This is a genomic window from Streptomyces sp. BRA346 (assembly GCF_052851135.1).
This window is the reverse complement of record NZ_JAIWIH010000040.1, coordinates 1-13,860: the sequence shown is the minus strand read 5'-3', so window position 1 is coordinate 13,860 and position 13,860 is coordinate 1. Positions and strand designations below refer to the sequence as shown.

Genomic DNA, 13,860 nt, shown 5'->3' with positions numbered 1-13,860 from the left:
GTCGGGTCAGTGCTGGAGCGCGACCTTGAAGATGACGATGACCATGCCGAGGAGCAGGTTGGCCGCACTGGCGATCAGGATCAGGGGGCGTGCTGCGCCGGCGCGGACGGCGGCCAGGGCCGCCCAGCCGACCTGCCCCGCCAGCGCGACACCGAGCGCCAGCCATGCCGCGCCCTCGACTCCCAGCCCGAAGAGCGGGCTGATCGCCACGGCGACGGCCGGGGGAACGGCCGCCTCGAGGATGGGCCGTTCGTCGGCGCACACGCGGCGGACTTCCTCCCGGCCCGCGGGCTCCTGCGCCATCCGGGCTCCGAAGAGGCGGGAGAAGACGTGTGCGGCCCAGAACACCACGCCCGTACACAGCAGGAGCAGCACGAGTTCCAACCGTGGATACGAGCCGAGCGTGCCGACACCGGCCACCACGGAGGCGGCGAGCAGCGAGCCGTACACCGCGCCGCTGTAGTCGACGTGCGCGGCACCGGTCGGCGGTCGGCTCCGCGCATCAGGCGCGGGGGGCTGGTGTGTCACACCCCCAGGGTCGCCGAGCGGGCCGCGCTCCGCGTGGGCGCGCGCCGGTGCGGGATCGGTCCGTCACTCCGGGGCCCGCAAAACGGGCCCCGGAGTGGTGGCCGGTTTACGCCGCCTGGCGGATGAGGTCGGCGGCCTTCTCCGCGATGGCGATCGTCGCCGCGTTCGTGTTGACGGAGACGATCGTCGGCATGACCGACGCGTCCACCACCCGCAGGCCCCGAAGGCCGTGAACGGTCAGATCCGGCGCGACCACGGCGTCCGGGCCCACTCCCATCGCGCAGCTGCCCACGGGGTGGTGTTCAGCAGGTCGTGGTGGGCGCGGGCGAGGCGCACCCGGCGCAGATGGGCGAGCGGAGTGGTGTCCAGGTGCCGGAACCGCCCCCGACGTCGCCGTCGTAGAGCGGTGCGGCGCGGTGGCCACGGGCCGGGTCAGCCCGTCGGACGCGGCTCGCCCCGGTAGGTGCCGAAGGACCACTTGTTGCCCTCGGGGTCGGCGATCGCGAACTCGCGGCTGCCGTACGGCTGGTCCTCGATCTCGCGGATGACCTTCACCCCTGCCGCCTTCAGCCGCTCATAGAGGCTGTCGACGTGGTCGGTGACGACGTACGCACCGAAGGTGCCCGGTCGCAGACACCACTCCGCGCTGTCCGGCTTGTACGACCCGAGCATGATCCCGCCGCCCTCGGGCCAGTCGAGCTGGGCGTGCGCCACCCGGTTGCCGTCCTCGTACACGGCGGTGCGCAGGAAGCCGACCGTGCCGACGAGGAAGTCGATCAGGGCGGGCGCGTCATGGGCCTGGAGGGTCGGCCAGATGCTGGGGGTTCGCGCTGGGGTTTCCATGGTGTTCATGCCTCTCACTCTTCGCCGTTCCGGTGCCCGCCCGCTTGGATATTCCGGCACTCTTCGGCGAGCCAGACCGTGGGGCTGACGCCGGTGTACTGGCGGAAGTCCCGCACCAGATGCGAATGGTCGTAGTAGCCGCAGTCGGCCGCGACCCGCGCCAGATCGGCGGGGGCGCCCGCGGCGAAGGACCGGGCCACGGTGCCCTTGGCGTGCTCGAAGCGCATCAGCCGGGCGGCCTGCTTCGGGCTCAGCCCGGTCTCGGCCCGGAAGAGCGCCGTGAGCCGCCGCGGGCTGAGCGCCACGTGCTCGGCCAGCCCGCGCAGCGTGCCCGCGCCCCGGTGGCGGGCCAGCCACGCCCAGGCTTCGACGATCTCGCGCCGGACCGGCGTGGCCTCGTCCGCCGCGGCCACACGCGCCCGCAGATACGACCCGAGGAGGGCGAACCGCTCCTCCCACCCCGGCTGCTCCCGCATCCGCTCGTGGATCTCCGCGGCCCGCGCGCCCAGCACCTCCGTCCCCGACACCACGAGCTGATCCGTGAGCGCCCCCGCGGGCAGGCCGAGCAGCCTGCGCGCCGCCAGCGGATGCAGGGCCAGCTGCACCCCGGTCTCGTGCTCCGGCTGGATGATGTACGCCGGACTCTGGTGCAGCCCGCCCACCACGATGTCGGTCCGCACCGCATCGGGGCCGCGCGCCTGCTCCAGGGTGAGTCCGCTGGTCACCGGCCCGTCCAGCGAGAAGATCAACGTCAGCCAGGGGGAGGGCAGCCCCCGGTGCAGGGCCGGTGGCTGCCCGCCGGAGCGATAGCCCACCGCGGAGGCGACCATCCCGCCGAGCCGGGGCGCGAACCGCACGAACTCCTGGAACGCCTCGCCTTCCCGTCCCGCCTCAGCAGCCATGTGGCCAGTATGCGACGCCCCGCCGAACCCGGCCGCATCGCTGCGCAGCCGCCTGGTGTGGGGTGCGGTGCTGCTGGTCGCCGTCGCGGTCCTCGCCGCCCGGACCATCGGGTTCCTGGTGCTGCGCTCACGGCTGCGGGGCCGGATCGCCGGCGGCCCTCGTGGTGGGCGGGCTGCTCGCGACCGGCCGGCAGAACCACTGAGCACAGTCCGGAAACCCACCCCCGCCCGCCACCCGGGCGTCGCTTTGTCACGGTGCTGTGACAGTGTTGTTATGAAGCACGTACGGGCGTGACCTGGAAGGACTTCGAGCACTCTTCCTGATCGCACGACGCGAGGCGATCAAGGGGAGGGGTTGGTCACGGCGAGACTACGATCACGAATTACGGGGCGGCCTCCAGCAACACGACGCATCAGGCCGACCCGGCACTCCACGTTGGCAGAGCCCATAGGGCCACGTTCCTGGTGGTGGCCAGTCTTGGGCAGGCGCTCGAGAGAAGGATCTCATCCGTGAGTCGCGACGAGGCTATGATCATCAAACTCCTGGGCGGCCTGGAGGCCAGAACCGCGAGCCAAGCAGTGTTGAGTCCGCAAGTCGAGACGGTGCTCGCGTTACTCGCCGCCCGCAACAACTCGTACGTGGCGATCGCGGACCTGATCGACGAGGTCTGGGGCGCGTTCGCGCCGAAGACCGCGGTGAACACGATCCAGGTATACGTCTCCCGCATCCGCCGGACACTTCAGTACCCGGCCGGAATGACGAGTCCCGAAATCCGGCACGTGCACGGTAATTACATGCTGCGGCTCGATCCGCATCTGGTCGACGCGGACCGCTTCATGAACCATGTCGCCGAGGCGCGCGGCGCGTTGAGCCAGGGCGCGATAGAGGACACCGCCGACCACTTCGCCGCGGCGTTGCGGTTGTGGCGCTCCGAACCGCTCACCGGCGTGCACTGCGGGCCGCGGCTGGCCGCGTACCGGCGCCGGCTGACCCGATTGCACGAGGAGGCCACCCAGGAGTACGCCTCCGCACTGATCGCCATGGGGCGCCACACCGAGGCGATCCCGCCCCTCGAGGAGCTCATCACGAGCAATCCGTACCGCGAAACCGCCTACACCCACCTGATGGTCGCGCTGATGATGGTCGGCCGGAGGGTCGACGCCTTGCAGACCTTCAACACCGCCCGGCAGGTCCTGCGCGACCGGCTCGGGCTCGACCCCAGCCCCGAACTGGCCGCACTGCACCAGCGGGTGCTGTCCGGTGACGGACCGGACCACTACCCGGAATCCGTCACCAACAGCTATAGGCCCGTCCGGCAGTCCCCGACCGTGTCGTGACCGGCCAACACCCGTCCGGTTAGCGGAACTTCGGCTCCGGCGGCGGCCGGTGGCTCCCCGTCGGGCGCCACCGGCCCCAGGGCCTGTACGCATCCGAGCGGCCTACGCGCGTACCGCCACCGGCTCCGCGGCGCCGAACAGGGCCTCGTGCAGCGGCGACCGCCGGAACGCCGACCCGGCGTAGAGCGACTCGGCCGTGACCGGGACGCGCCGGCGGTCGGCGCGCCGGACCGACCCGGCGAACCGGTAGTCCGGGTGGACCCCGTCGGCGCTCAGCTCGGAGGTGACCCGCAGTTCGATGACGTCGCCCGGGTCGAGGGTCACCGGCTCCGGGATCTGTAGGGGTACGTAGACCGGCAGCCAGCTGGTCCGGGTCGCCAGGGTGTCGAGGCGCTCGCCACCGGCCCGCCCCTCCAGGTCCAGCCACAGCAGCAGCCCGTCGACCCGGCCCGGCCGGGTCATGGTCAGCCGCAGATCGCCGTCCTGCTGGTACACACCGTCGTTGAACCGCAGATCCTCGACCGTCCCGGTGGTCGAGCGGATCGCGTCGTATCCGATCCCGCCGACGCACATCCGCAGGTCGAAGAAGCCACCGGCCGCACGGAACACCGACTCCACGTACGGCACCAGGATCTCCGGCACTCCGGGTCCTTCGGGCATCAGATCGGCGAGGCACACCGCGGCGGCCAGCGTACGGACCCGGTGCGGCACCACCCGGGCACCCGGGGAGAGATGGCGGCGCCGGGCGTCGTCGATCACTCGGGCCATGCCCTCGGAGCCGCCGATGCAGCCCACCAGCTCGGCGATGCACAGACCGGCCCGGTCCGGCAGCGTCACCTCGGTCGAGAGCCCCGCCACGACGCTGATGCGGCCCGGCGCCCGGTCCCGGGCCAGCTCCTCCGCACGGCGGACGCTGTCGTCCAGGCTCTCGACGGAGAGCACCCGGTCCGCACCGGCCTCCGCGGCACACAGCGACCAGAGCAGATCGGGCCCGCAGCCGATCTCCAGCACCGTGGCGCCGGGCGCCTGCTGGACGATGGTATCGCGGAACACCTCGTTGCGGTGCCGGTCGGCGAGCATGGCGTGATAGAGGAAGGCGTCGTAAATCGGGTACTCACCGACCGATGGCCACAGGTGGGGTCGATCGGGCTCCGGCACCGGCCCCGCGAGGTTGACCCGCGCCTGGCGGTCACCGACCACCAGAGTTTCCCATTCGCTTCCCATCCGATGCCCTTTCCTCGGCCATATTCCGCCCGGCCGCGCGGGTGGAGATCATTACCATCGTGGGCTCCCGGAAATGGCCCGGCAAGGGCGCGGAAGGGGATCTGAGCGAAGACTGAGCGGTGGCTGAACGCATACTGAACGACCACTGACCGGGTCCTGATCAAAGCACTGAGAACCCTTTTCGGAATGTCCACCGCGCACCGATGATGCCGATGATGAAGCACACAGGATTCCATTTCGCTGCCCTGTGGAAAGGCTCGGACGCATGCTGACCGAGGTCCTCGCACTGGATCTGCCCGGTAGTGGCAACGCCGCGGATTTCGGCTTCCTGGCCGGACCGGGCAGCCCCGGGCGTCTCACCCGGATCGACCCGCTCGTCGCCCAGGTCGCCGGACCGCTCGACCTGGAGCGGCAGGCCGACGAGCTGCTCAAGGAGCAGCCGGAGCGGCCCGACGTGGTGCTGGCGTACTGCGCCGGTGCGACCTTCGCGGTACGTCTCGCCGAACGGGCCGGGGCACGGGCCGTGTTGGTCGACCCGTATCCGATCACCATGGATGTCATCCATTTCGAGCTGACCAAGCTCTGCCGCACCCTCGCGTGCGACGCACCCGCGTACGAGGCGTTCGCCGCGGGCGACCTCGCCCAGTGGGAAATGGTGCTGAACAAGACCCGCGACGGCCTGGTCGGGCAATACGGCGGTGACGAGGCGGCGTTCGAGATGGTGGACGGCCTGCTCGACCGTTACCGGTCCTGGCTGCGGTTCCTGACCGCGTGCTCGGCGGCCCGCCCGGCCGATACGGACCGGGCGCTGGTGATCGCCGGAAAACCCCTCTCGGGCCTGGACACCCTGCTCGCGGACCCGGCGGGCGCGACGGTACGCCACGTCGACGCCCCCACCGAACCGCTTGCATCCCCGCAGGTCCAGGCCCTGCTGTCGGCCGCGATCGACGCTGCCGCCGCGTAACGGAAGGACGGAAGATGGACGACCAGGCGCTGGTACTCGAGCTGGCCCGGGAACTGCTGGACCGACCCGATCTGACGCTGGACGAGGACTTCTTCTCGGCCGGCGGCGACAGCATCACCGCGATGCACCTCATCGGCCGGCTCTCCCGGCAGACCGGGCTGCGGCTGCGGGTGGCACAGGTCTTCGCGAACTCGACGCTGCGCGACCTCGCGGCGTCGGTGGAGCAGGTCCGGGCGGCGGCCGAGCACGAGGCCACCCATGCGTCCTGAGCCGGACGCCGCGCAGGCCCGGCTCGCCGACGAGGTGGACCGGGTACTGGACGCCGCGCCGCCCGGCACCGACCCGCTGGAGCTGTTCGCCCGGCTCGGCGACGAACGGCTGCTGGCCGTGCACTACCCGGCCGCGTTCGGCGGGCGCGGACTGAGCCTGGCCCACCACGTGGCCGCCGCCGAACGGATGGGCGCCCGCGGCCTGCCCGATGTGATCCACATCGTCACCGTGCAGGCCATCGGCGGCGCGCTGCTCGCCTTCGGCAGCGCGGAACAGCAGGCCGAATGGCTGCCGCGGATCGCGTCCGGCCGGTTGTTCGGCAGCCTCCTGCTCTCCGAGCCCGGCGCCGGGACCGACGCGGCCGCGCTCCGCACCACGGCCGCCCCGGACGGCGAGGGGTGGCGGCTCACGGGCGTCAAGACCTGGAGCGTGGCCACCGACCGGTCCGGTATCGCCCTGTGCTCGGCGCGGACCCGCGAAGGCCGGAACCGGTACGACGGGATCAGCCTGTTCCTGCTCGACCTGAGCGACCCGGCGATTCGGCTGAGCCCGGTGCCGCGGGCGCTCGGCGACCCCTACTTCGAGGTCACGCTGGACGGCGCGTACGTCGGCCCGGACGCCGTGGTCGGGCCGCTGCACCGGGGGTGGGCGCTGCTGCCGTCCACGATCGGATTCGAGCGGGCGGGGTTCGAGTGCCTCTCGCGGGCGACGTCCTGGCTGGGCGCCGCCGAGAACGCGTTCCACCAACTGCCCCCGGCGGACCGCGCGGCGACGGCCGGCGACCTGGTCCGGCTGCGGACCCGGGTCGCCGGGGCCCGCGCGCTCGCGTTCCACGCCATGCACACCGCCGACGCCCTCGACACCGACGAGGTCCTGATCGCGTACTCGAAGCTGGCGTGCGCGCGGGCCGGTCAAGCGGTGGCCCGGTGGGCGGGCGAGGAACTCGCGCCGACGCCGGAACTGCGGGCGGCCGTGGACGAGGCCCCGGAGCTGACCGTCTCGGGCGGCCCGCAGGAGCTGCAACTCGATCTCATCGCCCATGACTTCCCGATCGGACGGGCCGTACGGTGAACCTCGAACTCGACCGCGACCAGCGGCAGCTGGCGGACGCCGTGCGGAAGGGCGGCCAGGCGGTTCCGCCCGGTGGATCCGGCTGGGAGGTGCTGCGGCACGCCGGGGTCACCGCGGCCCTCGCCGACGGCGGGCTGGTGGAGTGGTGTCTCGCGCTGGAGGAACTGGGCGCGGGCTGCCACGACATCACGACGGTACGGGCGGGGCTCGCGTTCCTCGACGCCCACCCCGGCGAGCAGCTGCCCGACGACATGACAGCTGCCGCCGCACCCGCCACCACCGACCGCGACCTGCTGCTCTGCGCCGCGTACGCGGTGGGCCTCGGCCGCGCCTGCCTGGAGGCGGCGCAGAACCGCGCGGCCGACCGGGTGATCACGGGCCGTCGGCAGATCGAGTACCAGGGCACCTCGCACCGTCTCGCCGAGGCCGCCCTCGACCTGGCCCTCGCCCGCATCGCCGTCTGGCACGCCGCCTGGTACGAGGACCAGGGCCGCCCGGACGGCCACGCCGCACCGGCCGCCGCGGGCGCCAGCGTGGAGGCGGCGCTGACCTGCGCGCACACGCTCGTGCAGGCGTATGGCGCGGCGGGCACCAGCGACCCGGACGTGGTCCGGCTCTACCGGGGTGCCTACGCGCTGACGGAGCTGTGCGGATCCCCGCGCGTCCTGTGGCGGACGGCCGGGGAACGCTGGCTCGCCACCGTGTGACGACAGCGAACGCATGACGGTCGCCCCCGGTCCTCCATGAGGGCCGGGGGCGACCGATCGTGCATCGGGATCAGGCGGGCAGTTCGGCGCCCACCGTCGTGGCGGACTCGCGCAGCAGCCGCCGGTCCACCTTGCCGTTGCCGGTCCGCGGCAGCTCGGGCACCTGCCGCCAGCGGGTGGGCAGCATGTACGCGGGCAGCCGGTCGGCCAGGAAGGCGGACAGCGCCCGGCCGCCCGCCGACCGGCCCGGGGCGAACTCCACCACCGCGACCAGGCGCAGCCCGGTCGCGGTGGTGTGCGGCACGACGGCCGCGTCCAGCAGATCCGGATGCTGGAGCAGGTGCGCCTCCAGCTCGCCGAGTTCGACGCGGAAGCCACGGACCTTGACCAGGTTGTCGGTGCGCCCCTGGAAGACCAGCTCGCCGTCCGGGGTCATATGACCCAGGTCGCCGGTGCGGTACATCCGCTCACCAGGGAACCGGGGATCCGGGTCGGCGACGAAACGTTCCGCGGTCAGCGCGGGCCGACCCAGATAGCTCCACGCCAGCCCGGCACCCCCGAGGTAGATCTCGCCGAGGTCCCCCGGTTCGGCCACGCTCAGGTCGGCCGCGCGGACCGTCGCCCGGACCCCGCTGATCGGCGGCCCGATCGGCACCAGCGGCCCGGCATCGGCCTCGGTGCACCGGTGGACGGTGGCCCACACGGTGCCCTCGGTCGGCCCGTACTCGTTGAACAGCAAGGTGTCCGGCAGCGCCGCCACGTGCTCGCGGACCACGGCGTGGTGCAGGCTCTCGCCGCCCGTGATGACGCACCGCAGACCGGTGAGCAACTCGGGGTGGAAGCGCAGCAGCGCCGCGTACTGCGACGGCAGCCCGTCCAGGTGGCTCACCGCACGGTCACGCACCAACTCGGCCAGCAGCAGCGGGTCCAGTACCTCCTCCGCGGTGGGGATCACCACCCTGCCACCGGCGGCGAGAGTGAAGAAGAGCCCGGCGACGGCGGCGTCGATGCTCAGCGGCGCGAGCATCAGATAGGTGACGTCGTCGTACGGATAGACGCCGAACCGCGCCAGCGTCGACGCGACCACCGCCCGGTGCGGCACCACCACCCCCTTGGGCCGACCGGTCGAGCCGGACGTGAAGATGGCGTACGCGGGCCGGTCCGGGGCGGAGCCCGGCAGGTCCCCGTCGCCCGGCCCGGTCCCGTCCGCCGGGATCCACCGGGCCGGGATCGCGTCCGCGACCCGGGCACCGGACCCGGTCACCACGCCGATGCGCGCATCGTCCGCGATCGCCCGGATCCGCTCGTCCGGCAGCTCGGCGGCGATCGGCACATACGCGGCGCCGGACAGCAGGACGCCGAGCAGCCCGGTGACGGCGTCGAGGGAACGGTCCACCGCCACCCCGACGAAGTCCCCCGGCCGGACCCCGGCATCGCACAGCCGCCGGGCCAGCCGCTCGGCCCGGTCGAGCAGATCGCCGTAGCGGACCGACGCCGGGCCGAGCGTGACCGCCACGGCCTCCGGCGCCGACCGCGCCCGCGCGGTCACCAGGTCGTGCAGGCCGCCGGTGCGGGCCGGCAGGTCGATGGAAGCCACGCGGTCCCTCCCTCCGTCGTTTCCGCCCGGGCCGCTCAGCGTCCGGCCGATTCCCGAATCAGACTCGCCGGACGCATATCGGTCCAGCTGTTCTCGATGTAGTCGACGCAGTTCTGCCGGGTGTCCGGGCCGTGTACGACCGTCCAGCCGCCGGGCACGTCGAGGGCGGTCGGCCACAGCGAATGCTGGTTCTCCGTGTTCACCACGGCGACGAACTGACCGTCCGGATCGTCGAATACATTGGTCATCACTCGTCATCCTTTCGGGAAAACAGTTCCGGAAGAAACCGGAATGCTCCGGAATTCGGTCCGCGGCGGAAGCCGAGGCCCGCTTACATCATGGCGCCCCGAATGGTGCGCCGGAATGGTGGCCGTGTATTTACTCAGCGGCCGGTCAGCCAGTGGTCAGCAGGTTCACCGGCCTTGTCGCAGCAGTTCGGCAAGGGCGCCGACGTGCGGCGTGTCGAGGGTGGTCATGTGGTTTCCGGGGGCCCGGGAGACGCGCAGATCGGCGATCCAGGCGGCCCAGCCCCGCTCCCGCTCGGCGAACTCGGCGTCGTTCTCCGCCCGCGTACGGCGGGGATCGTCGGCGAACACCATCCGCACCGGGCCCGGATAGGTCTGCCGCGGGGTATACGCGGTCCGCACGGCGGCCGCGAACGTCGTCAGCGGACCCCGCAGATACGACGGCGAGGTGCGGGCGGACGCCAGCCCGAAGTGGACCAACCTGCCGTGAACAGCGGTCAGTTGGGCCGCCAGCGGCTGCGCCGCCACCTCCTCGGCCGTGAGGCCGAAGGGCTGCTCGACGGTCATCTCGAAGATCTCCAGCCAGCGGGTCAGCACCTCCAGATGGCTGCGCTGCGAGACGGCTGCCCCCGCCGGATCGGGCGCCTCGCTGTCGACGACCGTCAGCGTGACGTCCCGGCCCTCGGCGTGCAGCACCGTGGCCATCTCATAGGCCACCCAGCCGCCGAACGAGTGGCCGACCAGGTGCAGCGGTCCGGTGACGCCGGTGCGCGCGATCCCGGCCAGATAGGCGCGGGCGGCCGCCTCCACGCTGCTGTGCGGCACCTCCGTACCGTCCAGGCCGCGCGGCTGGAGGCCGTACACGGTCCAGTCCCGGCCCAGCTGGGACGCCAGATCGCTGAAGCCCACCACGCCCGCACCCGCACCGGGTACGCAGAACACCGCCGGATGGGTGCCGGGCCGCCCGCGCTGGAGCGTCACCACCGGCTGGTACGCGCCGGACTGCCGGGGCGTGCCGACACCGTTCAGCGCCGCCGCGAAGTCCGCCCCGAACCGGTCGAGGTGGGGCGCCGTCATCATCGTCTGGTGATCGCCCGGGACGGTGATCACCGTGACCGTACGCGGGGACAGCACCTGACCCCAGCCGAGCATCCCGTCCGGCGCGGCCCCGGCGGGCCCGGCCTCGACCGACTCGGCGGCCTTGAAGAGGTACACCGGGACGGTGCTGGGATGGACCACGTACCGGGTCTCGGCGCGCAGCATCGCGCGCATGGCGGACACCGCGGCCCGGAACTCCGGCACCGTCATCTCCGGCGGCCACACCGCACTCACGGCCTCGACGAGCCCGGCGAAGTCGCGCGGGCCGGACGCGACCAGCTCGCGGACCATCGCCTCCCGCTCCGGATCGCCCTGGGCCAACTGCTCGTACATGCGCAGCAGGAACGCCTCGTCACCGTCCAGCGCACCGGCGAAAACACCGGCACTGCCCGGGAAGTGGGTGTCGATCAGCCCGACGAAATCCACCTGCTGGTCAAGACCGCGCAGCTGCACCGCGATCTCATACGCCAGAGTCCCGCCACTGGAGTAACCGGCCACCCGGTACGGCCCGTCCGGCTGCACCTCACGCATCAGCCGGACCATGCGGGCCGCACTGCCCTCGACCGTCCGCATGCCATCCGGCCCGGCCGGGTCCACCGGGAGGCCGTACACCGGCAGGTCCTCGTCGAGGTACGGCAGCAACGCCCGCCCGTACAGCAGATAGCCGTCGCCGTCGTGCACCAGGAACAGCGGCGTCCGGCCGCGCTCCCCGGCACGCAGCACCACGGCCCGGTCCTCGGCGGCGGCCGGTTCGGCCGCACCCGCACTCGTCCCCGTGCCCGCACCCGTACCCGACCGCTTGGCCAGGGCCTCGCCGAGATCCATCAGCCGGGGGTACGCGAACAGATCCGCGACCGTCACCTCCAGCCCCGCCCGCTTGCACTCCAGCCCGACCTGGATCGCCAGCAGCGACTGACCGCCCAGCTCGAAGAAGCTGTCCTGACGGCCGATGCGGGGCACATCGAGCAACCGCGCCCAGATCTCCGCGATCCGCTCCTCGATCGCACCGCGCGGCGCCTCGTACGCGGGCTCGGCCGCACCGGTGAGACCGGGAGCACCCGCGGTCTCCTCCTCCGGAGCCACCACCTCAAGGGTGCCGTCGGCCCGCCACCGGCCCCGGTCGCCGGTGCGCCGCAGCACACCGCCGGGCTCACCGGTGGCCACCAGCTCACCGGTCACACCGATCGGCGTCAGCCGGTCCTGCGCGTCGAGAATGCGCACCTGCCGCCCCGACGCCTCGGGGAAGGCGCTCCGCACGAGGTCGCGCTCGTCGGCAGGCAGGACGTCCAGGTCCCGCACCGGCGTGCCGGGCGCCTGCTCCAAGGCCTCGGTCAGGGTCCCCAACGCCGTGTTGAACAGCGCGCACACCCGCTCCGCCTCGACCGGCTCGGCCACCTTCACCGTCAGGACGAAGCCATCACCGAGGTCGTCCACCGTGATGTCGATCGGATACGTGGTGCGCTCGTCGGCCCCCAGCATCTCCAGACCCGACCAGGGCGTCGCCTCCGGAGCGTCCGACTCGGCCGCCACCACAGGGCTGTAGCGGTACACGAGCAGACTGGTGAACAGCGGCGCCGGGGCGGCGACGCCGCTGCACCGCTGCGCCACCATCAGCGGCGCGTGCTCGTGCGCCAGCAGGTCCGCCAGCAGGTGGTGGGTCTCCCGTACGCCGTCCGCCGCGCTCGCCGCGCCGACCGCGATCCGCATCGGCAGCGTGTTGATGAACAGGCCGATCCCGCGGTCCGCCCCGGCGCCGCCACTCAGCCGCCCGAACAGCCCGGTGCCGAACACGACATCCGAGCGGCCGGTCAGCCGCGACAGCGCCAGCCCCCAGGCGAGGTGGCACACGCTCGCCGGGGACACGCCCCGCCGATGCGCCTGCTCGCGCAGGGACCGGGCCACCGCCGGATCCACCTCGACGGACACGGCGTCCATCCGGGTGCCGTCGCCGCGGACGTCCAGCAGGCCGTACGGCGCGGTCGGCTCGTCCACGTCGCCGAGCAGCTCGGTGAAGAACTCCTCGTGCTCCTGCTGGGTCGTGCCGAGCACGGCCTGAGCCACCACGTTGCGATACGGCACCGGCTCCGGCAGCGCGTCCGCCCGGCCGTTCAGCAGGGCGGCGATCTCCTCCTGCATCACCTCCAGCGTGGTGTGGTCGCCGACCAGGTGGTGCATCAGCACCAGCAGCAGCCACCGGTCGTTCGGCTCGTCGTACGCGGTGACCACGCGCAGCATCGGCGCGGTACGCAGGTCGAGCCGGTAGTGCCCGGGCTCGAAACGCGCCTGCAACTCGGCGGCGGCGTCCACGGTCCCGTCCCCGCCGAGTGACACTTCCTCCACGGGCAGGGCGGCATGCCGCCAGACCACCTGGACCGGCCGGGGCAGGCCCTCCCACGCCACCGCCGTACGCAGGATGTCGTGCCGGTCGAGCACGGACTGCACCGCTGCCGTGAAGCGGTCCGCCGCCGCCCAGGTCTCCATGGTGAGGAGGAAGGACAGCAGGTAGGGATCGCCGTCCTCGTACATCGCGTGGTGGAAGAGGAAGCCCTCCTGGAGCGGGGCGAGGGGGTAGATGTCCTGGATGTTGCGGGCTCCGCCGGGGACCGTGGAGACGACCTTGGCGATCTGGTCCTCGGTCAGCTCGACGAGGGGCAGCATCTCGGGTGTGATCGCGTCGGCGTCGGCCGGGATGGCGTTGGGCGGTATCTCCACCTCGGCGCCGCCTCCGGCGGCGACCGCGGTGGCGAGTCCGGCGATGGTGGGAGTGGTGAAGACCGCCCGCACGTCGCAGGACAGCTCGGCTTCGCGCATGCGCTCGACCAGGGAGACGGCGAGGAGGGAGTGGCCGCCGAGTTCGAAGAAGTCGTCGTTGCGGCCGACGCGCTCCACGCCGAGGAGGTCCGCCCAGATCGCGGCCAGCTCCTCTTCCACGACGCCGATGGGCGGTTGATAGCCGCGGGTGACCACTGCGTCGCCGTCGGGGGCTGGCAGTTTGTCGCGGTCGACCTTGCCGTTGGGGGTGAGTGGCAGGGCGTCGAGTGCGACGAATGCCGAGGGCACCATGTAGGAGGGG

Annotated in this window: 13 protein-coding genes; 5 read left to right on the top strand and 8 right to left on the bottom strand. The window is 72.4% G+C overall.

Features of this window, described 5'->3' with window-relative positions; all coding sequences use genetic code 11:
* Nucleotides 1-6 precede the first annotated feature (6 nt).
* From LCH29_RS36060 to LCH29_RS36045, 4 genes are all read right to left on the bottom strand, one after another.
* Nucleotides 7-528 carry a hypothetical protein gene (locus LCH29_RS36060; RefSeq protein WP_446465895.1) on the bottom strand — a complete coding sequence of 174 codons (522 nt, stop codon included), beginning with the start codon at nucleotides 526-528 and terminating at the stop codon, nucleotides 7-9.
* A 106-nt stretch (nucleotides 529-634) separates the two neighbouring features.
* Complete coding sequence (locus tag LCH29_RS36055; RefSeq protein WP_446465894.1) at nucleotides 635-820, bottom strand: GMC oxidoreductase; 186 nt, start codon at nucleotides 818-820, stop codon at nucleotides 635-637.
* A gap of 140 nt (nucleotides 821-960) precedes the next feature.
* Nucleotides 961-1,371 carry a VOC family protein gene (locus tag LCH29_RS36050; RefSeq protein WP_446465927.1) on the bottom strand — a complete coding sequence of 137 codons (411 nt, stop codon included), beginning with the start codon at nucleotides 1,369-1,371 and terminating at the stop codon, nucleotides 961-963.
* Between the two features lie 14 nt (nucleotides 1,372-1,385).
* Complete coding sequence (locus tag LCH29_RS36045; protein WP_446465893.1) at nucleotides 1,386-2,273, bottom strand: helix-turn-helix domain-containing protein; 888 nt, start codon at nucleotides 2,271-2,273, stop codon at nucleotides 1,386-1,388.
* 510 nt (nucleotides 2,274-2,783) lie between these two features.
* On the opposite strand from LCH29_RS36045, the gene LCH29_RS36040 reads away from it, so the two are divergent.
* Nucleotides 2,784-3,611 (top strand): AfsR/SARP family transcriptional regulator, encoded by an 828-nt coding sequence (locus LCH29_RS36040; protein ID WP_446465892.1) that lies wholly within the window; start codon nucleotides 2,784-2,786, stop codon nucleotides 3,609-3,611.
* Nucleotides 3,612-3,713: 102 nt separating this feature from the next.
* Here the strand turns inward: LCH29_RS36040 and LCH29_RS36035 are convergent, their stop codons facing one another.
* Nucleotides 3,714-4,835, bottom strand: coding sequence for a class I SAM-dependent methyltransferase (locus LCH29_RS36035; RefSeq protein ID WP_446465891.1), 1,122 nt, complete (start codon nucleotides 4,833-4,835; stop codon nucleotides 3,714-3,716).
* Nucleotides 4,836-5,100: 265 nt separating this feature from the next.
* On the opposite strand from LCH29_RS36035, the gene LCH29_RS36030 reads away from it, so the two are divergent.
* From LCH29_RS36030 to LCH29_RS36015, 4 genes are read left to right on the top strand one after another with little or no spacing between them, the layout of a single operon-like run.
* The gene (locus LCH29_RS36030) at nucleotides 5,101-5,799 is read left to right on the top strand and encodes a hypothetical protein (RefSeq protein WP_446465890.1); all 699 of its coding nucleotides are present in this window, start codon (nucleotides 5,101-5,103) and stop codon (nucleotides 5,797-5,799) included.
* Between the two features lie 14 nt (nucleotides 5,800-5,813).
* Nucleotides 5,814-6,068 (top strand): phosphopantetheine-binding protein, encoded by a 255-nt coding sequence (locus LCH29_RS36025; protein WP_446465889.1) that lies wholly within the window; start codon nucleotides 5,814-5,816, stop codon nucleotides 6,066-6,068.
* Nucleotides 6,058-7,140 carry an acyl-CoA dehydrogenase family protein gene (locus tag LCH29_RS36020; protein WP_446465888.1) on the top strand — a complete coding sequence of 361 codons (1,083 nt, stop codon included), beginning with the start codon at nucleotides 6,058-6,060 and terminating at the stop codon, nucleotides 7,138-7,140. The genes LCH29_RS36025 and LCH29_RS36020 overlap by 11 nt, the downstream gene beginning before the upstream one ends.
* A complete protein-coding gene (locus LCH29_RS36015; RefSeq protein ID WP_446465887.1) occupies nucleotides 7,137-7,847 on the top strand; it encodes an acyl-CoA dehydrogenase family protein in 711 nt (236 codons plus the stop codon). The genes LCH29_RS36020 and LCH29_RS36015 overlap by 4 nt, the downstream gene beginning before the upstream one ends.
* Nucleotides 7,848-7,917: 70 nt before the next feature.
* Here the strand turns inward: LCH29_RS36015 and LCH29_RS36010 are convergent, their stop codons facing one another.
* The 3 genes from LCH29_RS36010 to LCH29_RS36000 all read right to left on the bottom strand — a co-directional run.
* Complete coding sequence (locus tag LCH29_RS36010) at nucleotides 7,918-9,444, bottom strand: amino acid adenylation domain-containing protein (protein ID WP_446465886.1); 1,527 nt, start codon at nucleotides 9,442-9,444, stop codon at nucleotides 7,918-7,920.
* A 35-nt stretch (nucleotides 9,445-9,479) separates the two neighbouring features.
* Nucleotides 9,480-9,692, bottom strand: coding sequence for an MbtH family protein (locus LCH29_RS36005; protein WP_446465885.1), 213 nt, complete (start codon nucleotides 9,690-9,692; stop codon nucleotides 9,480-9,482).
* A gap of 165 nt (nucleotides 9,693-9,857) precedes the next feature.
* A partial coding sequence (locus tag LCH29_RS36000; RefSeq protein ID WP_446465884.1) for an alpha/beta fold hydrolase occupies nucleotides 9,858-13,860 on the bottom strand: 4,003 nt, incomplete at its 5' end.